We start from the raw sequence: 23,938 nt of genomic DNA on the forward strand, positions 1-23,938 counted from the left end.
TTGCCCTTGGCATCGTTTAACTTCCCTATAGACACTAGAGCGATGACAATCAATGCATTTAGCTATGTGTGCTATCGAAAAGCCCTGTTCTAACAGTACGGAAATCTGGTATCGTCTTGCTTCGGTCAATTGTTGATAATTCATGGTGATACTCTTTTACTTTGGCGAGATAAAGCGTACCACTTTTCAGCAGTTGGCTTCTTCTACACCTCGATTAGAGTGTCGCAGTTATTATCTGAATTCTGGTGTGAGTACTAATTAAGTTAAGTCACTTTTAGACTCTATTACTTTTAAACTAAGCTACTTAAAACATGAACAAAATAAAACTATTAATTACTGTCTATGGTACAAATGGTGTTTGGGTGAAGCTTAATACTCTGCCAGTGCCTGGGTTATACACTATTCCCTTAGCACCTACCGTTGTTAAATCGGGAGCAGGAGTGGGTACACCATTCGTTTGATTTAGCACCAGTGAAGCCACTTGGTGATAAACACATAAATCTAAACCTGCGACGACTGCACCAGTAATTGAGTTAGCACTGCCGCCTGCGGCGTTAATAACACGAGCGGTATAACGTTGATTACGTGCATCTTGGTTAAATAATACGTTACGTGGAGCACTCTGCAACACAGTGTTAAACACTTCTTGGCAACTGGCATTTGTCATAGCTGTCGCACTGGTTACTGAAGTTCCCGTTGGATAGCCAAAACGTGTATCGACATTTACTGTGTTACCGTCGAGGATAACGCTGCTATTTTGACGCCCATCGACTTCCCATTGAGAACGCACAAAGCTGACTGCAGTCGATAAACCACCCGCAACACCGTCAACACTGGCATCTTCAGCATCATCGGTGACATTTAAGAATCGTGGGATCGCAGTTGCGGCGAGTAAACCCAAAATCACAATCACAATCACAAGTTCGATTAATGAGAACCCTGTTTGCTTAGTTTTCATATATATGTCCCCAGACCTCAGAAATTTTATTCTAACAGTTAAATCAATTTTAAAAAGCCATTGAGTTAACAATATTTTACGGAGCAGTCAAAAAAATGACCCTGCCAGAGTTCAGTTGATAGCCTAAACTATCGCCATTTTTAGACCGATAGTGGCAGCTATTATCCTTAGCCAAATAATCCGCCTCAAGACCTAAATTATCAGTTTCAGCGCCCATTAACTCTTGCCACAAATATTGGCAGCCTTGATCATTTAAGTGCTTAGGTTGTGGCCATCCTAAATCATTGATATCGACAACACTCGACTCAGTTTCTGGGGAGGGATTATCAAATATCTCCCAGTTCAACTGCAATTGCGCCGGCTTACCCAAAGACAACCACTGGGAACGCACCATCACCAGCACATTTAAAAAACGAGCGTGTTCCACTTCCAATCCACGAGCCGCTATTTGTGGTAGCGTAAAAAAGTACTTAGCTCCGATCACCGCCATGATAACCAATACAATTCCAATGGCGATCATACGTCCATAGATACGTAATAGATCGCTTTCAGCCTTTTGCTGAGTCTGCATTTAACCTCAGTCCCACGTATAAGATAGGAAATAAATATTATCCATATCGCTTACTTGCCGCCTTTGACCACATTGAGCATATCCCACATTGGCAGATATATCCCCAAGGCCAACACTAAGACAATCACGGCCACAAAACCGATCAAAATTGGCTCCAATTTCGCGGTAAGATTCTTTAAATCATAGTCTACTTCGCCCTCATAGAAATCTGCCGCATCATTGAGTAATTGATCGATTTGCCCCGTTTCTTCGCCCACAGCCACCATTTGCAGCACTAGTGGCGTAAATAACTTGCTCTGATTCGATACCCTCAGCATAGAGTCGCCAGACTCTATGCCACGGCGCATACCGACTATCTTGTCGTGCATATAGGCATTATCTACCGCGTCGGCCACTAAACTTAAGGCCTGCGTCATAGGTACGCCCGCACTGAGCATCATAGAGAAACTGCGACAATAACGGGCTAACGTCGAACGCTCAATAATCGACCCTACGGCGGGAATGTGTAACTTCCACTTATCCCACTGCTTCTCGCCTTTTTCCGTATGGTGCCAGTAACGAATGCCAATGATAGTACCAATCAGCGCCACCAACATCAGCGCCCAATAATTCACGAATAGATTTGATGTACCAATCAACACTTTTGTCGCCCACGGCAAGTCGGCGCCAAAGCGAGAAAACATCTCGGCAAACTTAGGGATCACCATGATATTGAGGATCACCATAGCGAGCGCAATCGCAATCAATACAAACATGGGATAACGCATGGCCGATTTAATTCGTCGCCGCGTCTCTTGCTCACGCTCGATATAACCTGAAAGTTGAATGAAGGCATCTTCTAACTTACCCGTGTTCTCCCCCACGTGCACCATAGAAACAAACAAAGAATCAAACACATCGGGATGTTGATTCATGGATGATGACAAGGGGCGCCCTGCGGTGAGCTGCTCAGAAATATCATTAAGCGCATCTTTCATTCGCTGGGAATGCGCCGTTTCAGATAAGCCTGCTATTGCCCGCAAAATAGGAATGCCAGAACGGGTCAAGGAGTACATTTGTCGAGTAAAAATCTGTAATTCTTCTAACGCGACTTTGCCACCAAATAACTTAGTCAGTGAGAACGACTTAGCCACTTTGGCGACTTTGACTTCAAGGGGAATAATGCCACGCGCCAATAGCATGTCAGCAGCGGCACTTTCCGACGCGGCATCCAATTGTCCCGTAACGGATTGACCTTGACCACTGCGTCCACGGTATTGATAAATTGGCATAATTACGCCTCAACGCCTTGTTGGCTAATAATATCCTTCGACAAAGGTATCTGAGATTCACTTACGTCTTCCACCAACTTAGCAACCTCTTCAATCGTCGTCATGCCTTCGCTCAGATATTGCAAAGCTGACTCAGCGAGTGGGGTGAAGTTAGGGCTCTGCAACGCGGCTCTGGCAAAATCCTGCGGATTACCAGTACGCATAGCATCGATCATCTTTTCATCTAGCTCGAGGATTTCAAAAATACCGATCCGCCCGCGATAACCACTGCCATTACAACTCTGGCAACCCGTGCCAATCCTAAAATTCGCATGGGTAAAATCTTTGCGGCTCACACTTCTCAGCCAGGCTTTTTCCTGCGGTGTCGGTTGATACTCTACCCCACAGTTATGGCAGACACGGCGCACTAAACGCTGGGCAATAATCACCCTTAAGGCACTAGCAACTAAATAACTCGCAGCGCCCATATCGAGTAAACGCAGCGCACTGGTGACCGCATCGTTGGTATGCAAGGTCGATAGCACAAAGTGACCCGTTAATGCGCCCCTAAGACCAATCTCCACGGTTTCTTGGTCACGCATTTCCCCCACCATGATGATATCGGGGTCTTGACGTAAGGTAGTGCGTAATACATTTGAAAAGTTTAAGCCAATCTTATGGTTAACTTGTACTTGGTTGATCCGCGGCAATTGATATTCGACCGGATCTTCGACCGTGATGATCTTACGGTCGGCGGTATTAAGCTCGCTCAAAATACCGTACAAGGTGGTCGTTTTGCCGCTACCCGTTGGACCTGTGACCAGTAGCATGCCGTGGGGACGTTTAATCTGTTTACGAATACGCGCCAAAATAGCAGGCGGCATACCGGTTTCGTTTAAGGTCAATAAACCCGCCGATTGATCGAGCAAACGCATCACCACAGATTCGCCGTGGTAAATCGGCATAGTCGACATACGCACATCGATATGATGACCTTTGATTTCCATATGGAAACGACCATCCTGCGGCAAACGTTTCTCGGAAATATCGAGACCCGCCATCAACTTAAGTCGTAATACTAAAGCCGCGGCAATATTAACTTCATTCAGAATCGTTTCATGTAGCTGACCATCGATACGCTGGCGAATACGTAAGGCTTTATCACCGGGTTCGATATGGATATCCGAGGCGCGCATTTGCACCGCATCTTCAAAAATCGACTGCAGCAACTTAACCACTGTGGTTTCATTGTCACTGTCGCCCGACGTGAGGCTGGCTAAATCGAACATCTCATCGGCGGCGTATTCTTCTTCGAGTTTACCGGCAATCTGAGCAATTTGGTCTGTACGGCGATATAAGTTATCAAACGCTTGCAGCAGTTGCTGCTCGGGCGCTACCGCTAACTTCAAACGCTTAGGTGCGATAAGCATTTCGAGGTGATCGAGCGCCTGCAAATCCGCGGGGTCGCTCATTGCAACCAATACGCTATCGCCCCGGTCTTCAACCGCTAAAGCGCGGAAACGTCGTGCTTGCACCTCAGGAATAAGATGCACCACTTCCGCAGGGATAGGCATTTTACTGATATCCAGCAAAGGCACATTCAATTGTTGCGACAAGAACTGCAGTAACTGATGTTCGGTAATCGATTGCAGATCAATGAGGGTTCGGCCCAGTTTTTTGCCCGTATTGCGCTGCTCTGCCAACGCCTGTTGCAACTGCGCTTCAGTAATAATGGTTTCCTGAACTAACAGATCGCCCAAACGCATTTTTAATCTGGGTTTCATTGGCTATCTCCTAGCTGAGTCAAACGTTGTTCGATAAAGGCACTCGCCTGCGCCGATAAGCCTCTATGGCCTAAAGCCGTCCGATAGGCTTGGCGTGCTTGGGGAAATTGCTGCTGCGAATCGAGCGCATAGGCCAGCCCCATCCACCATTTAGCCTGTTGAGGTTCTTGTTGTAATAATTGTCTATAGGCTTGTTCTGACAACGAAAACTGTCCTAACTTTTGCGCCAAATCCGATTGTGCCATCCACTTTTGTCTCGCCAGTGGATGCGTGTCAGGTATGTTGGCTAACGTCACTAATGCGAGATCAGCCTGACCAGAGGCTTGCTGAACCCGAGCAAGCAATAAGGCAAAGTCTAACTGCTGTGGGAATAACAGCATGCCTTGCAGTAACACTTCACTGGCTTTGGCTAATTGACCTTGCCCATAATGCAGCGCAGCTAACTGCTTGCGCGCTTCATGCATACTGGGATCAAAGCCTAATGTTTGCTCATAATAACTAATGGCATCTTTGAGTTTGCCATCCCTTTCAGCCTCACTCGCTAATGTGAACCGCTTCTGCGCCAGCTGCTTTGGGGTCAACTTCACCTCAGTAATCGCCATTTGCCCTTGCTGTTGGGGCGTGAGTCGATTAGTGCCTGCATCAGCTTTAACTTCTTGTACTTTAAGCTCATTGCTCGCGTTAAGTTCATTATCGGCGGCAACACTGGCACGTTCTGACATCATTAATGCAGAGGGTGCGGCAGCAGTGACCTCGGCGCTTCGCACACTCGATGTCACACGATTTGACTGTGAATGGCTTGGCTCGCTTACCGTATCGACTAGGTCATCTGCGAGTGCTGAGCTCTCATCTTGTTGCCGTTGTGACTCTTGCTCAACCTCGTTTTCTGATTCAAATTCTTGCGGCTGATTAAGTACAACGTCGTCGACACTGGGTTCAAGCTCTTCATTCTTAGTCGTAAACTCCTGCATAGTCGCAACTTTAAGCGGTTCTTCGACGACTTCGACGCTTACTGGAGACTGCACAGGCTCGATTTGAGTCTGAGTAGATTCATTTTGCCCATTTGTTTGAGCCGAAATAATCGCTTCAGCAGGCTTTGCCATGAAAAGTTGCCAGCCATAAACCAGAGCGCCACCGAATAGCAATGACACACCACAGAGCAGCAGCCCGTTAAACGGAGCCCGCCTGCGAGCTAAATATTGCACCTGTGGCTGAGCCACGTTGCTGAGCTCATGCCCCTGCTGACGCTTGTCGAGATCCTGCAGCATCTTGTTGATCACGCTCATACAACACCCCTGAAAAAGTGTTGTAATCCCAAACCGAAAGCCACTGTCATCAAAGTGAAAAAAGGCAACCATTTCCACGATAATAATCGGCGAACACTTGCATCTTCGGTGTCTTGAATTGCGGCTTTAATGTGGGAGGTTTGCACACGAGTAGCGCCTTCGCCGAAACTCAATAACAAGGCTTTATGGGCAAGAATATTGATCAATCTGGGGATCCCTCGGGACGCATAAGCTATCTGACGTGTTTCCCGTGATGTAAAGAGTGGTTCGCCCGCACGCCCAGCGATAGCTAATCGGTGGCGAATATAAGCGTCGGTTTCATCCCATGTTAGTGGGCGAAGGTTGTAGCTAAAAGTAATCCGCTGTCTTAATTGCCTAAATTCTTGGCGTTTAAGCCTGTCATCGAGCTCGGGTTGCCCAAATAACACTACCTGTAATAATTTGCGTGTCTCGGTTTCCAGATTAGTGAATAACCGCAGCGCCTCAAGACTGTCGTCAGGCAATGCCTGCGCTTCATCGAGTACCAATACGATGGCGTGCCCGTGGGCGCTCAAGGCTAAAAGCTGCTGTTGAATAAGTCCAGTGAGTTGCTGCTGGTCGATATTGCTGGTGTATTTAAGGCCCAACTCACTCGCTACCGCCCAGCGTAATTCAGCTGGAGTGAGATAAGGATTAGGCAAATATGCGCAATGAAACTGACTCGGCAATTCGTTGATAAGCTTGCGGCAAATCAACGTTTTACCTGTCCCCACTTCCCCTGTCACCTTGATAAAGCCTTCGCCCGTTTGCAGCGCGGTTTGCAACACTTGCAAGGCTTCCACGTGTGGCGACAGGCCGAAAAAAAATCCGGTATTCGGTGTCAGTGAAAATGGAGGTTGGCTTAGGCCAAAATGCTTCTGATACATAGAAGCTTACTTTGTCTCCGGATACCAACGATCTAATAAGGTCTTAGAACGTTGTAGCTCAGTTTTCCAGGTATCAACACCAACTACCGTAGGTTTTAACAGAATAATAAGCTCGGTTTTCTTCTTCTGCTTACTACGGTTTTTAAACAATTCACCGAGGAAAGGAATATCACCCAACAAAGGCACTTGCGATACCACTTCAATGTTTTCACTCTTCATCAAGCCACCGATGATGACTACGTCACCGGAGGCGGCGCGGATGACAGTATCAGACTCACGAATTTCACTCTGCGCTAACGGTAGCTCCAACGAAGCGTCACTCACTTTGATGTCTTTAGTCTGCTCTTTCACATCGATAACGGATGGATGCACGTGCAATAACACATTACCGTCACTATCAATTTGCGGCGTAACGTCTAAGGCAATGCCCGAGAAAAATGGCGTAAGCTCGACTTGTGGAGTGGTCACAGGCGTTGTACCCGCAACTGTGGTCGATGAAACGTCGGTGACAAAGTACTCATCAGTACCGACTTTGATCACCGCTTTTTGGTTATTCGATGCAGTCACCCTTGGGCTAGACAATACATCCACATCGCCTTGGGTATCTAACAGATTGATCATGGTCGTAAAGTCAGAACCTTTAATACTCAGCGAGGTCACACCACCAATCGCCGAGGTGATTTTATCGTTTAAACCAGGGCCCGCTGATGTTCCAAAATTCACATTCGTATTGCCAACATGTCCCAGAACATTATCCCATTGGATACCTTGCTGATAACCATCGGATAAGGTGACTTCGAGGATCTTCGCTTCTAAAATCACTTGGCGCTGCAAATGACTTTCTGCGGAATTTAAGAAAGTACGCACTTGACGTAATTCACTAGGAAAAGCACGAATGGTCACTAAACCCGCCTGCGGCGTAACAACAACCTGACGACCGCCACCTGTTTCGCCGATTATCGAGGATAATGTCTCTTTCAAGTCCCCCCAAAAATCTGTCTTAGTACGCGAACGGATAAAAGTACCGTTGCTACTATCGCTACCGCTATTACTGCTCGAGTTATTGCCATTACTGCTGTTCGAATTATTGTTATTATTCGAGCCGCTATTGTTTGAATTGTTATTGTTCGAATTACTATTGGAATTATTGCTATCCGAAATCCGTCCTGAACTCACTGACGTCACAGATAAGCCATCGCGTTCCATATAGAGATAGTTCAGCGGAAACGTCTCGGTACGCATCCCAGCAGGAAACACTCTTAGGATGCGCCCTTCGCGACTCACTTCGTAGCCGTAGATATCTTCAACCACTTGAATTGCTTCAGTTAACGTCACACCTTTAAGGGATAATGAGATCGTACCTTGCACGTCAGGATGTACGGCGACACTCAGTGGTGTACCTTGAACTAAGCTTGGAAAAAATACTTTAGCATCAACATCGTGGGCTGATACATCGAAACGACGCTCAGTTTCCAATGTGGGGGTCAAACCTGATAGCAATGCGCCTGAATTCAATTCCCGCTGAACCGCGTCCGGCATAGTCGCAGGCGGTGGCGTCGTTGATGCCGTTGCCGTCGCCATTGAGGCCGCTAATTCCGCCTTACTCGCCTCCGGCTGTGGCCTATTTGTGGTCTGACACGCCACAAGGCAAAGTGAGAGCAGAGGTGTAAAGTATTTAATCGCTTTCATCTGAGGTGTATTCCCTATCTCTCTGTTATTGCTTGAAACAATGTCAATTTCCGTCCATCGGACAGCGATACATAAGTGGGGGTAATTTTAACGATACTCAGCCCCTGAACGCTGTCGCCAACAGACAATATCTTGTTATTTATCACAGCATAAGCCGTGTTTCCTGAGCTTACTATGCTGTTAAGTACAAGCGCCTGATCCTGCGTTTGACTCGCATTACTCTGCACAGCAAAGCCTTTACCGGGCAAAGTCGGATCGCGCAGCGATTCAGCAGACACCATAGTGCTACTAACCAATAACAACACACTGATAATATAAGACTTATTTAGAAACACTGATAAAGTCCTTATTAATACTCAAGGTATAAAGTTCAATCTCAACGGTCGCTTTTGGATATTCCGCAACTTTATAGTCGAGACGCTTCCAATAAAGTTTATCTGGCATGGCCTCAACGGCTTCCACAAAGCGCAACACAGAAAAATAATCACCCTCTAGACTCAAACGAATACCATGACTATATAGATTGAGTTTTTTCTCTTCACCCACAGGTAATAAAGGGATGGGCGCTATCGACATAAACTTAATTAATTTAATCCCTTGCACTTGTCCTAGTAAATTACCCAGCAACTGCGGCATATAGTCTGCCGGCACCATATCCACCATCTGCTCATCGAGCTGGGCATCTAGGGCTTGATTCTGTTGCTGCAACAGCACTAAACGCTGTTGGTAATCTTGATTGGGATCTAACGCTAAACGTTGCTGATACAAGTCAATCTGCTGAGCCGAAATCGCGTTTTCCTGCTCTAAGGCTTTTAGCTGTTGTGAAACAGCCACATGGGTTTTCCACAGGGACTCTAAAGGTAAATAACTCAGCATGCCGACCACGGCTAGAATGGCGACTGAGATCAACACTCGCTCACGGCGACTTAGCGCATCAAACTGTTGTCCTAATTGGGCTAACTTTTGCTTCATTGCGCGGCTTCCTCCTTGTTATCGCTTTTCAAGGTAAAGGCCAAAGGTTTATCTTCACCGCGATCCATGCTCATCGACGAGAAAGCTTGCCCCTTTAAAGTCTGCGTAGTTTTGAGTTTGCCAATCCACTGCGGAATGCTTTGAGGATGGTCGGCAAAACCTTCGAACATAAAATCTTGCTCATTAATAACGATATGACTAAGCCAAACACTCGCATCCGACACGATGGCTAAATCTTTAAGAACTGGCGCAAACCCACGACTGGTTAAAGAAGTCCTAAGACTCAATTCTCCCATGAGTAATTGCTTAAGCTCTAACTGTTGTGCCGCTAAATCGACTCGCGCAACAAGATCGGCATCGGGTTTACGCGCAGCAATTTGTGCTTCTAATGCCTGTTTTTGGGTATCGAATTGCTGCTTTTGTTGGGCAGCCAACTGCTGGGCCTGTTGTAACTCACTGACTTGCCAGTAGCTATAACCACCTAAAACCGCAAATAAGATCGCAAAAACCAAGGCGTAAGCACTTAAACGCGCAAAGGTTAATCTTTGCTTCGGGGGTAATAATGAAGGAGTGTAAAGATTGACTCGGTATTTAATCACTCAGTACCTCGATAAAATTCAGCAAAGGCTAATCCCGCCATTCGCGCGCCAACACAGCTTTTATCAATGACATTCACAGCTTGATTGAAGTTTGCCGAGACTAACTTAGCTAAAGCATCCACGGCACCATCGGCGAGGAGTTCGATAGAAGATACCGGAGCCTGTCTCAATTGACTTTCAAAATAATCCATAGAACGCTGAATTTCTAAGCTTAAATTGTCTGCCATGCCATAACTTAACTCATCCGCTTGAGTCTTATCCAATTGAGTAAATCCGCGCACGCGACGCTGCATATACAGCTGACCTTGCTTAACCACAGTCAGTAGCAATTCTTGACCGGGATTATGGCTTACTACCAGACGCGCTTGGTTGTCATCATTAAATAGGTTAGTTACGGCTAACTCTTCGATACTAATACCGAAAAGTTGTAAATCTTGTTCATGAATGGCCTGCACCATGCTCACTAACTTAGCTTTATCCACCACCACAACATTGATTTTATTACTCGGAATGGGTGACTCAAAGTAATCCAAATGGATTTGCGGTACAGGTAGCGTGACCATGTCTTTAATTGACCACAGCAAAGCTTGGGATAACTCGACAGTATCGACATTCGGTTTATCGGTCAGCAGTAATTGATAAAGGCCGGAAGCCAAAATCAGCTGTAACTGTGCATTAGGAAAGGATTTAGCCACAGCAGCAAACGCCAATGACCAGTGCTCATCTTTCAGCTCAAAGGGTAACCACTGCTCAGCATTTTCTTTTTGGGCAGGTGCGTAAACCCATAATTTATCGGCGCAGACATAGACACCAAGGCTAGTCGGTTCTGTTCTCTTCTGCCAAAAGGCTAATCGACCTATAAGACTTTTTTCCATAAAGATGCCTATAACCAACTGAATTTAAAAGCTTGAGTAGTCTCTTTCGCACAAACTTCCTGTCACTCCACTCTCCAGTGCTCCTTGACCTATGACCTGCTCGATACAGAATAAAAACCGCAAACGTCATATTTTTGGCACTGGCTAGTTTAGCCGCAAACGCTCGTATTTTATAGATAAATACGTGAATAATAGGATCTATTTGTCTCTAAGACGATATTAATCACCCAAACACTGAACTTCCCTTACTTAGCCTCTATGGGTTCACTGAAATACATTCCCTGCGCTGCGCCAACACCGAGGATTTGCAGTGTCTGCCACTCTTCAAAGACTTCTACCCCTTCGGCGCAGACTTGTACTTCCGTTCGATATAAACCGCCAATCAAACTGCGGATAAATAATTGGTTTTCTGGTCGTAAATGAATATGACGCACGATGGATCTGTGTAACTTAATTAAATCAAAATGGCATTCGCGAATGTAATAAGTACCGACAACCTGCTGACCCACATGATCGACGCATAATCTCGCGCCCATTTTACGGATCATATCTAATTTAGGCTGCAACTTTTCTTGATGTTGAATAACGATATCTTCAGACACTTCGAAAATCAGTCGCGTGGTGAGATGGCGATATTCTAATAGCGTCGTTTTTAGCCATTGAGTGAAGGCTCGGCTCATTAGCGAATCCAAACTCAGATTAATACTGTATATCTGCGGCGCTGATTTCTTAACTGTTTGAGCATTCGATTCGCCGTCTGCTAATTCATTCGACAATAATAACAATACCCGCTCAATAATTTGCCGTTCAACCTGTGGCATTAAGCCACATTTATTCGCCATTGGAATAAACAGTGTGGCACGGATTAACGCCCCCTGATTATCCCGAGCCCGCGTAAATATCTCTTTATGGTGTTCATTACCATCTGAATCAATTATCGGCTGGCTAAAGGGGAAGAATCGCCTTTGCACTAACGCATTTTCTAAAAAACTACGCCAACGCACTGAGCCTTTGGCAAATTCTTCATCAATCGCGCCTTTGTCATACATAAACCAATTACTATTACCCTGTAATTGTGCCGCCCTTAAAGCCATATCGGCTTCTTCAATTAACTGAGCCGCATTATCGCCTGCGGTAAAATAAGCGCATCCGAGGTGGAAAAAGTTATCGCGATTCTCAACATCAGGCAAAGGCTGGCTTAGACATATCTTGAGTAATTTGCTGGCAAATTGATCCGCTTCAATTAAGGAGATTTGCGGCACGACTATGGCAAATTGATTATGGGAGCGACGGGCAAAAATACTATTAGCTTGAGTTTGCAGCAATTGACTTATCGCATTAACTGTCGAGTTTAATAGCTCTTTCGTCACGGCTTCACCTTGGGATTGCTGCAATAAATCCAGATCATCCATTTCTAATAAATAGATTACCCCGTGGGCAAGCATAGCCTGATTATGACTAAGGGCGTCGAGACGATTATTCAAAAAGAGTCGGTTACCAATGCGAGTTTCCGCATCGAGAAAGGTATTAGAACGGATGAATTTGTCGAAACGCCCCCGCTCCTTTTGGGCGTCTTGTAACTCTTCTAACAACTTAGTCAAAGCACGGTTAATCAGCCTTGGTTTACCATTTCCGGGGGTAGCGAGTGCTTGCTCATGCTTACCTTGCAGAATCAATCGACTGCGTAAGGCTAATTCTTCAATGCCATCGAGCTGCTGTGAAAACCATAAATAACCAAAACGCACTAAGGCAGCCACGGCTAAGATACCGACCAACAAAATCAGAATTTCATACCAACTGAAAGTGTAATGTTCAAAGGGCTGAGTCAAGGTTAACTGCATACGCAAGCCAGATGTCGGCTCTAGCACATGGTCATACACCATGGCATTTTGCGTAGTCAGATTGCCTTCATAGGCAAATAATACTTCATCTTTCAAGGTCAACCGAAAATTAACGGCATTGTAAGCAAGCAGCATGGGCGGTAGCCAGGCCTCTAGCTCCCAATCAGGTTGGTGTTGGAACTGATCCACTAACATAGTTTCGAGTTCAGCGACTTTTTGCTGCTGAAATTTATAGGTCAGTTGCACGAAACTCATCATAGCGCTCAGCAAAAATACGAAGGCGATAGCGGCTAATGACATTAACCAAAAGCTGGTTAATTTTGTAGTTAACATTCGGGTGAATTTCATCTATCCGCTATCCTGCAGGATTATTATAATTATTTGTGCGATTTTAACAGAAGTTCAACAAAAGTTGTCCGTTGATTATTCAGTAGCATAACCTAAAAGGCAACTAAGACGCTGTGACTTTAATGTCCACTTAAAAACAAAAAAGAGGCTAATTAGCCTCTTTTTAATGTTTTTACCACTTTTAGCCTAGTCGGCGTATTTAGGTAAAGTGGTGATAGCAGCCACACCAGAGTCGATAGCCGCTTGTGCAACCGCACGGGCGACATTTGGCAATAAACGTGGGTCCATAGGTTTTGGCAGCACGTATTCAGGGCCAAAACTCAACGACGTCACATTAGGATAAGCCTTCAATACACTCGCAGGCACAGGCTCTTTCGCCAGTGCAGCAATTGCATGAACTGCCGCAATTTTCATCTCATCATTAATGCAAGACGCACGCACATCCAATGCACCACGGAAAATAAACGGGAAACACAATACGTTATTCACTTGGTTTGGATAGTCGCTACGACCCGTACCCATGATCAAATCACTACGCGTTGCATGAGCAAGTGCAGGTTTGATTTCAGGATCTGGGTTAGAACATGCAAAAATCACTGGCTTATCGGCCATCAGCGCGACTTCTTCTGCACCAATGACGTCAGGACCTGATAGACCTAAAAATACGTCTGCACCTTTAATAACATCAAGAAGCGTGCGTTTTTCGGTATCATTCGCAAAGAGTGCTTTATATTCATTAAGATCTGTACGACCAGAATGAATAACACCCTTAGTGTCTAGCATGTAAATGTTGGCGCGATTCGCACCGCATTTTACCAGCATAGTCATACAAGCGATGGCAGCAGCACCCGCGCCCATACACACAAAAGTCGCGTCGCTTATCAACTTTCCTTGAATTTCCAGCGCATTGATCATACCCGCCGCAGTCACGATTGCGGTGCCGTGTTGATCGTCATGGAATACTGGCACTTTACAACGAGCAATCAATTCACGTTCGATAACAAAGCATTCGGGCGCTTTAATATCTTCAAGATTGATACCACCAAAAGTGTCAGCAATCGCAGCAACAGTATTGATAAATTCCTCAGGCGTATTATGCGTAATCTCAATATCTGTCGAATCGATATTCGCAAAATGCTTGAACAATAATGCTTTACCTTCCATTACCGGTTTAGAAGCCAAAGGGCCCAAATTGCCTAAACCTAAGATAGCCGTACCATTGGTAATCACGGCAACCGTATTACCTTTATTGGTATAACGATACGCATTGTCAGGATCTGCAGCGATTTCGCGTACTGGCTCAGCCACACCAGGGCTATAAGCTAGGGCGAGATCGTGACTCGTTTCGGCGGGTTTGGTAAGGCAAACTGCGGTTTTGCCTGGTATGGGAAATTCATGATAATCGAGTGCTTGTTGACGAATATCTGACATTTTAAAATCCTGAAATGCGACATTTATAATTTATGAGAGTAAGACCTACCAACACACATCTAGTCTCACCAAAGGGTGATGTTAATAGTCTGGCTGGTCGGGGTAAGATACGCCAATAAGGGGAATTTATAAATAAGAGATTCATAAATTTCACTTTAGCCGCCAAATAGACCCTCTAAGCTTAGTTTTATAAACTTATCTCCTATAATAAAGCTGCATTTCTTAATATGTTTTGTAGGAAACAAACATATATTTTGTAGTTACTGCGCTAGTTGTAGCGACTTAATCTCAAAAATGTTGGTTAAATTACAATATATGGCGGCTAGCATATTTATCTTATAGTTAATTGCTATAAATAAGTCGAATTATACACTTGAACTCTCAATACAGAATAAGTTGACTATTTATTGAGTGAAGTCGTACCAGCTAGATATGTAGAATAAGCGGAATAAAGAAAATCGACGAATAACAAAAAGCAAAAAGGCGCCATAGGCGCCTTTTCTAGAAACATTGCAATCGCAATTATTTCTTTGCAAGCACTGCGAAGCGCTTGTTGAATTTGTCGATACGACCGCCGGTATCAACAACTTTTTGTGTACCAGTGTAGAATGGGTGACAAGCACCACATACGTCTAAATGCAGATCTTTACCAGCAGTAGAGTTTACTTTGATAACGTTACCACAAGTACAGTTTGCAGTGATGATAGCGTATGTTGGGTGGATACCTGGTTTCATTGGGGTTACCTCAAAAGTGTAAGGCCATGTCGCTCTTCCAACCCGTAGTCGGACACCACATGCATGTTAATAACAATATGTTTAGGGCGCAGAATGGTACAGCATACCTACAAGGGATACAAGTAGATTATCTGAGCGTTTGCCGGTTAATCTGTGTCTATTTTGACTTTAGTTAAGCGGCTTATTTTCCCGCTTCTTTAGCCTCAAATACCGCCCGCGCCTCTTTAGCATCAGAATGCTGATCCAAAATCATTTTCGAAGGACAAGATAGCACCGCATTGCTCTTGAGTGCATTGATTCTATTCTTCGAGAAAGCCACAGGATTTGCCTCGTAAATCGCCAACATAGCGCCATATACACTCACATCCCAATCCTTGGCATATCGATTGGCGATACGCCACAACGTCTCGCCAGCAAGATACGTTAACTGGCAATGTTCGGGCGTCTGTGAGGCCGTTTCAGCAATATTCTGTTTTTGCTCATTATTTGCCGTTTTCACTATTTCTAGAACCACAGTTTCAGTTGCAGCGTTTTCAACAGCCCCTTTTTCAACAGCAATCGTCTCAGAGGTTTTAGCGAAGGCGTTTATCTCAGTAGCAGACGTATTTTGTTTATTCGCGGCTTCAGGAAATTTAAAGCCAGTCACCACTTCTACCGTTGGTACTTTGGATTGGGTATTTGCAGCAGTAGCAACAGTCACTGCGGGCGTTACCTCTACAAGTGGCTTTAATTCTGCCACCACTGTTACAGGCTTAATGCCCACTTTATCCGCACTTTTTGGGGCGCCCGCTGTGGTGGTATTTTTAGTGTCCGGAACCGCTTTTGTCGTTAACGTGGCAGAGGCAGGTTTAGCCGCGCCGAATAAATTAATACTTTTGACGTCATACCATCGGTCAAGGCGATACTCTCTCACTAAGAGTTTAGCGCTGCTATCCTTCACATCTTCAACGCCAGTGAGTAAAACTAAAAAGCGATTAATCTCCTCAACCATTAACCTTTCTTCGCCGCTAGCTTGCTGCACGACAAACTCTAAGCGCGACATATCTTGATTGTCTGCGATCACATTCACCCTGAGTTTAGGGTAAGCGCCTAATTCAAACATCCGGCTATTAATACTCACATGGGAGACTTGTGCCATGCAAGGTGCGCTGCACACCAAAGCAAGTAGACCTAATGATTTCACTATATTAGCCATTTATTTACTCTCAACTATCCTTGGTAAACCATCATTAGGGCTAGCCCTAGCCAGCCGCGCTGAGTACACTAAACCACATTCTTGTCTAAGACTTGCCTGCATATGTCATTGTTTGTCGAAGTTGCGTTACCTGTGCCTATGCGGCAAACCTTTAGCTACCGCGTACCCGAATCCTATCCTAGTACACCGCAAATAGGTGTGCGCGTTAAAGTTCCCTTCGGTCGTCAACAATTGATCGGGTTAGTCACTGGTATCACTGAGTCTTGCAGCTTAGCCCCAAAGCAAATTAAGTCTGTGCTCGAGTTTATCGACGATAAACCTTTACTGCCTGAATCACTTTATAAATTAACTCTTTGGGCTGCGAGATACTATTTTTGCAGCCAAGGGCAGATGCTAACCCAAGCATTACCTGTGGCCCTGCGTAAAGGGCTCGATGCCGCGCCACAAAAGATTCAATTCTGGCAATTAACTGAAATAGGCCAAAATATTGCGCCCGAAGCGGTTAAACGCGCACCCGCACAGAAAAAACTACTCGAGTTACTCAAAACCGCCAGCTTAACCCAAGAAGAGGTTATCAGCTTAGACATCAGTAAAGCGGCGCTTAAAGCCCTAGAGGATAAAGGCTGGGTGGCACGCCATGAAAAAATTGCCGAGCTTAACCTCGACTGGCGCACCACACTCGAAATGGACGAAACGCCACATAAACTCAATAAAGAACAAGCCGTCGCCGTTGCCACTTTAAATCTGCAACAAGGATATCACTGTACTTTATTAGAAGGCATTACCGGTTCGGGTAAAACGGAAGTCTATCTTGCTGTACTCGAAGAAATCCTCAAGCAAGGCAAACAAGCGTTAATTTTAGTGCCTGAAATCGGCTTAACACCTCAGACAATCAATCGCTTTAAGCGCCGTTTCAAAGTCAATGTTGCCATTTTGCATTCAGGGTTAACTGACAATCAGAGACTCGAAGCATGGCGCCAAGCCCGCTGTGGTCAGGCTGCAATCATTATTGGCACGCGTTCAGCCTTGTTCACACCTATGGCGTATCCCGGCATCATCATACTCGATGAAGAACACGACAGTAGCTTCAAACAACAGGAAGGCGTTGGTTATCATGCCCGCGACTTGGCAGTCATGCGTGGCCATTTAGAAGCGATTCCGGTGATTTTGGGCACAGCGACGCCCTCACTCGAAAGTCTACAAAATGCCTTAAGCGGCCGTTACCATCATTTACAACTGGGTGAACGCGCAGGTGCAGCTAAAAAAGTGCGCCAAGGCATTATCGATATTAAAAATATGCCGCTGAAAGCCGGTATGTCAGTGCCGTTACTGAACGAAATCCGCTTGCATTTAGACGCAGGCAACCAAGTCTTGTTGTTTCTCAATCGCCGCGGCTTCGCACCAGCCCTGCTTTGCCACGAGTGTGGGCACTTACACGAATGCGACCGCTGCGACGCGTTTTTCACAGTACATCAATCCCTTGGCGAAATTTGCTGTCACCATTGTGGCAATCAATACGCTATCCCCAAGCAGTGTCACAAATGTGGCAGCACTATGTTGATGGGCCAAGGCATAGGCACAGAACAGCTCGCAGAAGCGCTGCAACAAGAGTTTCCGAAACATCCAGTAGTACGCATCGACCGTGATACGACCCGCCTAAAAGGCTCATTAGAAACCCACTTAAATGCGATTCATAAGGGGGAATATAAAATCCTCGTCGGAACGCAAATGCTGGCTAAAGGCCATCACTTCCCTGATGTCACACTTGTTGGGTTACTCGATGTCGATGGCGCCTTATTTAGCGCCGACTTCCGCGCGCCCGAGCGTTTTGGGCAACTCTATACCCAAGTTGCAGGGCGCGCAGGGCGCGCCAGTAAACCCGGCACGGTATTATTGCAAACTCACCAGAGCGACAATCCCATTTTGCGGGATTTGCTGCACCGCGGTTATGGCGAGTTTGCTCGCAGCCAGCTCAAAGAGCGTCAACAGGCACTGCTGCCGCCAGCATGGCATATGGTATTGGTGCGTGCCGAAGCGCATTTAGCCAGTGATGCCGATAACTTTCTCAACGCCTTCGCCGCGCTCTTGCCCCAAGATAAAGAATTTGAGGTGATTGGCCCTATGCCTGCACCCTTAGATAAAAAAGCTGGCAAGTTCCGCCGCCAACTCTTATTCCAAGCTAAAAACCGCAATCGCTTGCAGCAAGAGTTTGAACGTATTCATCCGCTTGTAGAGCAACTTATCGAAGCTAAACGCTGCCGATGGAGCTTAGACAGAGATCCACAGGATCTCCTCTGAGTCGAGTATTTGATAAGTATTTAAGCGCCATTTGATAAAAAATCATCGGGAAGATAGCAATTGTTAACCACAAACGGCTAAAATATGCGGTTATTCCCTGTATTCACTCTTAAAGTTAGTGCCGATTAGAACCCATGAAATCACATATCCAATCATTACTTGAACAAACTCTAGAATCCTTTAAACAACAAGGTATTGTGCCTGCTGACTTTGAAGCACGCATTCAGGTAGATCGAACCAAGGATAAGAGTCATGGCGACTTGGCAACCAACTTAGCCATGATGCTAACCAAGGTCGCAGGCAAGAATCCACGCGAATTAGCCCAACTGATCATAGATACCTTACCGGCTTCGGCTTTTGTGGCTAAGGTTGAAATTGCAGGACCAGGCTTTATCAACTTTTTCATCAACGACAGCGCCTTAGCAGATCAACTGCAAAATGCCGTCAACGATGAGCATTTAGGCATTAAGTTACCGACACCACAAACCGTTGTTGTCGATTACTCTTCACCCAACCTCGCCAAAGAAATGCATGTAGGCCATCTACGTTCAACCATCATTGGTGACAGTGTTGTGCGTGCGTTAGAATTTTTAGGCCACAAGGTTATTCGTCAAAACCATGTGGGCGACTGGGGCACACAATTTGGTATGTTGCTGGCCTATATGGAAGAGCTGCGCGCCAAAAATGGTGAAGAAGCTCAACTTGAACTGTCTGATTTAGAAAACTTTTATCGTGCCGCTAAACTGCGTTTCGACGAATCAGCAGAATTCGCAACCCGCGCTCGTCAGTTAGTGGTCGAACTGCAATCTGGTGACGAGTATTGCAACAAACTGTGGCGCGAATTTAACGACATTTCGTTAAGCCACTGCCATGAAGTCTACGCCCGTTTAGGTGTGAGCCTGACCCGCGCCGATGTACACGGCGAAAGTGCTTATAACGCCGATCTCGAGCAAGTGGTTAAAGATTTAGATGCCCAAGGTTTATTAACCGAAAGTAACGGCGCTAAAGTCGTATTCCAAGAAGCCTTCCGCAACAAAGAAGGTGAGCCATTGCCTGTTATCATCCAAAAGGCCGATGGCGGCTATTTGTATGCCACCTCAGATCTTGCGGCAATGCGCTACCGCTCGAACGTGTTAAAGGCCGATCGTGTCCTGTATTTTGTTGACCTACGTCAGACACTGCATTTCCAACAAGTCTTTAGCCTAGCGAAACTGGCTAAGTTTGTCCGTGAAGATATGTCGTTAGAACACTTAGGTTTTGGCACTATGAACGGCGAAGATGGCCGTCCATTCAAAACCCGTAGCGGCGGTGTCGTTAAATTAGTTGACCTGTTAGAAGAAGCCAATGTGCGCGCGCTAGAACTCGTTCGTAGCAAAAATCCTGATATGGATGAGGCCACACTAACTGAAATCGCCCGTGTCGTTGGGATCAGTGCCGTTAAATATGCTGACTTGTCGAAAAACCGCACCAGCGATTACATTTTCAGCTTTGAACAAATGCTCAGCTTCGAAGGTAATACCGCACCTTACCTACTGTACGCTTACACCCGCGTTGCGGGCATATTCAAGCGAGTAACCGATCTGGATCTCAGCCAAGCGACAATCGTGCTTGAGCATGAAAAAGAGAAAGATCTCGGTAATAAGTTGGCGCAGTTCGGTGAGATCCTCAATCGTGTTGTCGATAAAGGTCAGCCGCACGTACTGTGTGCTTATTTATATGAATTAGCAGGTGCTTTCTCTAGCTTCTACGAAGCTTGTCCAGTGCTTGCCGCCGATAATGACGCGCAAAAGAACAGCCGTTTATTACTCGCGCAACTGACGGCTCGTACGTTACAAAAAGGCCTAAATCTACTCGGTATTGAAACCTTAGAGCGGATGTAAGCCATGAGTAATCGCGATTATGCCAATAGAAGGCCGCAGTCGGGCGCTAAACCGCGCCCAATCCGCGCGCGCCCAACTCGAGCAAAGCCTTCACAATCTAAATCGGCGCCGCGTAAGAAGCTGCCGCTGACCTTGATAGGCTTTGTCATACTCGCTGTGGGTTGTTTCGTCTATTTCCTGTCAAGCATTAAAGATAATGCTAAGCAAGAAGTGAAGCCGATACCCGCTCCAGCCAAGAAAACGGAAGTACAAGTTAAGCCTCAAGAAACAGCAGTGCTTACTCCTAAGGTCAAAGAACCTGAACGCCAAGCGGTCGTTATCCCAGTAGAGACAACTGAAACTGCTGAGCTTATTGTTCCGCCAAAGAAGGATCCTAATGCTCTGCCACCACAACCAAAGGAAGAATGGACCTATCTCAACGAGCTTGAAAATAAGCATGTTGAGGTCGATATTCCCGATATTGTTGCGAGCAGAACACCGATGCAATATCAGTTGCAGTGTGCTTCTTTCCGCCAAGAATCACAGGCGAACGAGATGAAAGCCGTCATCGCTTTCCAAGGTTTAGAGGCGCAAGTGAGACAAGTCGAAGGTACGACTGGCGTATGGTACAAGGTTGCTTTAGGCCCCTTCGAGCGTAAACGTGATGCAGAGCGTAAACGTCATACACTGCAAAAAGCGGGGATTAATGGTTGCCAGATTCTGGCGATTCCTAAATAAGGCTTTAGCCTACTCCTGATAGACTATTAAGAATAAATAGCGACTAGCGTTTTATCGCTCGTCGCTATTTTTTTATCCGTATGACATGACTCACGCATTGACTCTGCCCGCCCATAAAAACTCAGTTTTAAACAACAACTCATTTCAAATTTGCTGATCTACTAAATTTATAACCCATTATTTATAAACAACAAAATCCTTTATTAAGAAAGATTAATATGCAGTTTAATTGACCTAGATCAAACTTAGGCGTATCTCTTAATTAACAGCAAGACCGCTGTATCTGTGTCAAATCCAACCTCAGGGTGAAGTATTATGAATGCATTAATCGAGATAGAAGCCACCGAATTCAGCCAATTGTTCAAGAGTGGCGACATGCTGGGAATTAGGATGTTTATGGAACATGTGCGCATGCCACTGGATGTTCAAGACAAGATTTATGACGAAATTTCTGCACTTCAGCAATTAGAACAAAACCAAATTGCCAAGCTCATTGAAACCCACGCCCATTCCCAAATTCATGAACGCCTAGCTTATTAGCCTTCCATTCAATGAAAAATTTAACTATGCCCAACTGCAGCTTCTGGCGGTTCATTCAACAGAAGCTGTCTAACCCACCCACTCTCCATCACACAGAATCAAATTTCAGCCAAAAAATAAGGCCAAACACCTGAGTATTTGACCTTAATGAACTAGCTAGTTTCAGATTTTAACCACAGCCTTAGCTCGGTTTTTCTTCCGTTAAGCCTATGCTATTCATCCAGTAATCGAAATCCACCATATTACCCGGCAATACGACTCGACTATTCTTCTGGCTTAAGCCATCGAGCTGTTTAAAGTATTGCTCACCGAGTTGCATCCGCAGGGCATTGTGACCACCCGGCGCGGCAATAACAGAGGCGAGACGTTCAATCGATTCTGCCGTTGCGCGGGAAATGGTTAAAATTTCCTCAGCCTTACCTTCGGCTTCGTTAATCCGGCGCTGCATCTCACCTTCAGAACGGTTTACCGTTTCAGCTTTAACCCCTTCAGAACGGTTAATTTTACTCTGTTTGTCACCTTCACTCTTAGCCAATAATGCACGGCGCTCACGCTCGGCATTTACTTGCATTTCCATGGCATTTTTAACGGTTTCAGGTGGTGTAATATTTTTAATTTCATAACGATGCACGCGTATTCCCCACAGGGCACCCGCTTGATCTAAGACTTGCACTACCTTGGCTGAAATCACATCACGCTCTTCAAACGTACGATCAAGATCAAGTGTCCCGATGACAGAGCGTGTCGTCGTTTGCGCCAACTGAATTGCTGCATAACGATAATCAGTAATACCATAGCTGGCCTTCACTGGGTCAGTCACAGAGATATAAATCACCCCATCCACTTCAACGTTTACTTCGTCGCTCGAGAAACATTCCTGCGGTGGTACGTCAATGGTTTCTTCTTTCAAATCATGAATAAAAGCCACTTTATCCACAAAGGGGATCAAGGTATGGAACCCTGCATCTAACGTACTGTGATACTTACCTAAACGCTCAACAATAAAAGCCGATTTAGTGGGTACTAGGCGGATCGATTGAAATAGTTTAATCACAAAAATGGCAAATATCAGGCCCCAAATCGCCATCACAATCAAATCTGTATCTACTGGAATATTCATTATCGCGCTCCTTTGCCAAGATTATTCTGGCCACTCATAGTCTGAGTGACTTGCTCCATGCCTTCGAAGAAACCTTCAAGTTTTGCCATTTCAGCGGGAACAACAGAGACTTGTGCATCAATGAGGATCTTGCCAACTTGAGCAATAAACTGTTCTTTTAATAGCATATTCATCGCATCTGTACCGCCATTGACGGCTAATGCTTGCGAGATCATTGCCATACCTTCGGATTTTGCTTTGGCTATGATAGCGATCTCCTGACCTGTACCTTTAGCTTCATTAATCCGTTTCTGTTTTTGACCTTCTGACAGGTTAATGGCCTCTTGGCGCTCACCTTCAGACATATTGATCATCGCGGCTTTTTCGGCATTCGCTAAGGTAATTTCGGCACGTTTACGACGCTCAGCTTCCATCTGCTTCTCAAGAGTGTGGATCACATGGCGTGAAGGCGTGATATTACGAATTTCATAGCGCAATACCTTGATCCCCCATGGCTCGGAAGCCTTATCTATTTCCCGCACTATTGATTCATTTAAGCTATCACGTTCAGAGAAAGTCTCACTCAAACTCAGCTTGCCGATTTCAGATCGCATAGTGGTCTGGGCTAAATTCACCGCTGCTTTACGGTAGTTTTCAATACCATAACTCGCCAATTTGCCATCCATCACTTTTAGGTAGACTAAGCCGTCCACTTCAAGTTGAGTGTTATCTTTGGAGATACAACTCTGTGGCGGCACATCTAATACTTGCTCACGGGTATCGTGACGGTAGGAGACGCGATCGAAAAAAGGGATCAAAATATGAAATCCGGGGTCTAATACTGCGCGGAATTTGCCAAGACGCTCAATGACATGCACTTCACGCATCGGCACAATTAACATCAACTTATAAAGAATAAAAAAGATAAATAAAATGACTAAGGTAAATACAAACATAGATTCCAT

The 23,938-nt window shown here is 45.5% G+C and carries 22 protein-coding genes; 4 read left to right on the plus strand and 18 right to left on the minus strand.

What is annotated here, in order from left to right; all coding sequences use genetic code 11:
• From L5M10_RS14915 to L5M10_RS14990, 16 genes are all read right to left on the minus strand, one after another.
• On the minus strand, window positions 1–144 hold a 144-nt coding region (locus L5M10_RS14915), incomplete at its 3' end, for a helix-turn-helix domain-containing protein (protein WP_263179145.1).
• A gap of 196 nt (window positions 145–340) precedes the next feature.
• Window positions 341–958: a prepilin-type N-terminal cleavage/methylation domain-containing protein gene (locus L5M10_RS14920; RefSeq protein WP_105251278.1), complete on the minus strand. Its 618-nt coding sequence runs from the start codon at window positions 956–958 to the stop codon at window positions 341–343.
• 76 nt (window positions 959–1,034) lie between these two features.
• Window positions 1,035–1,529, minus strand: coding sequence for an MSHA biogenesis protein MshF (locus L5M10_RS14925; RefSeq protein WP_263255491.1), 495 nt, complete (start codon window positions 1,527–1,529; stop codon window positions 1,035–1,037).
• 50 nt (window positions 1,530–1,579) lie between these two features.
• The gene (locus tag L5M10_RS14930) at window positions 1,580–2,800 is read right to left on the minus strand and encodes a type II secretion system F family protein (protein WP_126491075.1); all 1,221 of its coding nucleotides are present in this window, start codon (window positions 2,798–2,800) and stop codon (window positions 1,580–1,582) included.
• Between the two features lie 2 nt (window positions 2,801–2,802).
• Window positions 2,803–4,563 carry a GspE/PulE family protein gene (locus tag L5M10_RS14935; protein ID WP_263255492.1) on the minus strand — a complete coding sequence of 587 codons (1,761 nt, stop codon included), beginning with the start codon at window positions 4,561–4,563 and terminating at the stop codon, window positions 2,803–2,805.
• Window positions 4,560–5,849: a tetratricopeptide repeat protein gene (locus L5M10_RS14940; protein ID WP_263255493.1), complete on the minus strand. Its 1,290-nt coding sequence runs from the start codon at window positions 5,847–5,849 to the stop codon at window positions 4,560–4,562. The genes L5M10_RS14935 and L5M10_RS14940 overlap by 4 nt, the downstream gene beginning before the upstream one ends.
• Entirely contained in the window at window positions 5,846–6,754 is a 909-nt protein-coding gene (locus L5M10_RS14945; RefSeq protein ID WP_263164325.1) for an ExeA family protein, read from the minus strand. Before L5M10_RS14945 ends, L5M10_RS14940 begins: the two co-directional genes overlap by 4 nt.
• A 6-nt stretch (window positions 6,755–6,760) precedes the next feature.
• Entirely contained in the window at window positions 6,761–8,443 is a 1,683-nt protein-coding gene (mshL, locus tag L5M10_RS14950; RefSeq protein WP_263164324.1) for a pilus (MSHA type) biogenesis protein MshL, read from the minus strand.
• Window positions 8,444–8,457: 14 nt separating this feature from the next.
• Window positions 8,458–8,778 carry an MSHA biogenesis protein MshK gene (locus L5M10_RS14955; protein WP_263255494.1) on the minus strand — a complete coding sequence of 107 codons (321 nt, stop codon included), beginning with the start codon at window positions 8,776–8,778 and terminating at the stop codon, window positions 8,458–8,460.
• Window positions 8,765–9,415 (minus strand): MSHA biogenesis protein MshJ, encoded by a 651-nt coding sequence (locus L5M10_RS14960; RefSeq protein ID WP_131523452.1) that lies wholly within the window; start codon window positions 9,413–9,415, stop codon window positions 8,765–8,767. Before L5M10_RS14960 ends, L5M10_RS14955 begins: the two co-directional genes overlap by 14 nt.
• A complete protein-coding gene (locus L5M10_RS14965) occupies window positions 9,412–10,014 on the minus strand; it encodes a fimbrial assembly protein (RefSeq protein WP_263196575.1) in 603 nt (200 codons plus the stop codon). Before L5M10_RS14965 ends, L5M10_RS14960 begins: the two co-directional genes overlap by 4 nt.
• Window positions 10,011–10,889 (minus strand): MSHA biogenesis protein MshI, encoded by an 879-nt coding sequence (locus L5M10_RS14970; protein WP_263142551.1) that lies wholly within the window; start codon window positions 10,887–10,889, stop codon window positions 10,011–10,013. The genes L5M10_RS14965 and L5M10_RS14970 overlap by 4 nt, the downstream gene beginning before the upstream one ends.
• A gap of 245 nt (window positions 10,890–11,134) precedes the next feature.
• On the minus strand, window positions 11,135–13,078 hold the full coding sequence (gene csrD / locus L5M10_RS14975; protein WP_263255495.1) for an RNase E specificity factor CsrD: 1,944 nt from the start codon (window positions 13,076–13,078) through the stop codon (window positions 11,135–11,137).
• Between the two features lie 186 nt (window positions 13,079–13,264).
• Window positions 13,265–14,509: a malic enzyme-like NAD(P)-binding protein gene (locus tag L5M10_RS14980; RefSeq protein ID WP_168825695.1), complete on the minus strand. Its 1,245-nt coding sequence runs from the start codon at window positions 14,507–14,509 to the stop codon at window positions 13,265–13,267.
• A gap of 522 nt (window positions 14,510–15,031) precedes the next feature.
• The gene (gene rpmE / locus L5M10_RS14985; RefSeq protein WP_063883331.1) at window positions 15,032–15,244 is read right to left on the minus strand and encodes a 50S ribosomal protein L31; all 213 of its coding nucleotides are present in this window, start codon (window positions 15,242–15,244) and stop codon (window positions 15,032–15,034) included.
• A gap of 181 nt (window positions 15,245–15,425) precedes the next feature.
• Entirely contained in the window at window positions 15,426–16,439 is a 1,014-nt protein-coding gene (locus L5M10_RS14990; protein WP_263186527.1) for a FimV/HubP family polar landmark protein, read from the minus strand.
• A gap of 102 nt (window positions 16,440–16,541) precedes the next feature.
• Here L5M10_RS14990 and priA point away from each other — a divergent pair, with 102 nt between their 5' ends.
• The 4 genes from priA (at window position 16,542) to L5M10_RS15010 (ending at window position 21,874) form a co-directional block, all read left to right on the plus strand.
• Window positions 16,542–18,737 (plus strand): primosomal protein N', encoded by a 2,196-nt coding sequence (gene priA, locus L5M10_RS14995; protein ID WP_113940093.1) that lies wholly within the window; start codon window positions 16,542–16,544, stop codon window positions 18,735–18,737.
• A gap of 134 nt (window positions 18,738–18,871) precedes the next feature.
• Window positions 18,872–20,617: an arginine--tRNA ligase gene (gene argS, locus L5M10_RS15000; RefSeq protein ID WP_263186528.1), complete on the plus strand. Its 1,746-nt coding sequence runs from the start codon at window positions 18,872–18,874 to the stop codon at window positions 20,615–20,617.
• A gap of 3 nt (window positions 20,618–20,620) precedes the next feature.
• A complete protein-coding gene (locus L5M10_RS15005; RefSeq protein WP_263255496.1) occupies window positions 20,621–21,334 on the plus strand; it encodes an SPOR domain-containing protein in 714 nt (237 codons plus the stop codon).
• A 315-nt stretch (window positions 21,335–21,649) separates the two neighbouring features.
• Window positions 21,650–21,874: a hypothetical protein gene (locus L5M10_RS15010; RefSeq protein WP_006083282.1), complete on the plus strand. Its 225-nt coding sequence runs from the start codon at window positions 21,650–21,652 to the stop codon at window positions 21,872–21,874.
• Window positions 21,875–22,055: 181 nt separating this feature from the next.
• Here L5M10_RS15010 and L5M10_RS15015 read toward each other — a convergent pair whose 3' ends face one another.
• Together L5M10_RS15015 and L5M10_RS15020 are read right to left on the minus strand one after the other, a co-directional pair.
• On the minus strand, window positions 22,056–22,994 hold the full coding sequence (locus L5M10_RS15015) for an SPFH domain-containing protein (protein WP_168825701.1): 939 nt from the start codon (window positions 22,992–22,994) through the stop codon (window positions 22,056–22,058).
• A complete protein-coding gene (locus tag L5M10_RS15020; RefSeq protein ID WP_263237184.1) occupies window positions 22,994–23,929 on the minus strand; it encodes an SPFH domain-containing protein in 936 nt (311 codons plus the stop codon). The genes L5M10_RS15015 and L5M10_RS15020 overlap by 1 nt, the downstream gene beginning before the upstream one ends.
• Window positions 23,930–23,938: the final 9 nt, after the last annotated feature.

The organism is Shewanella sp. SM32 (genome assembly GCF_025654235.1).
GTDB lineage: Bacteria > Pseudomonadota > Gammaproteobacteria > Enterobacterales > Shewanellaceae > Shewanella > Shewanella oncorhynchi.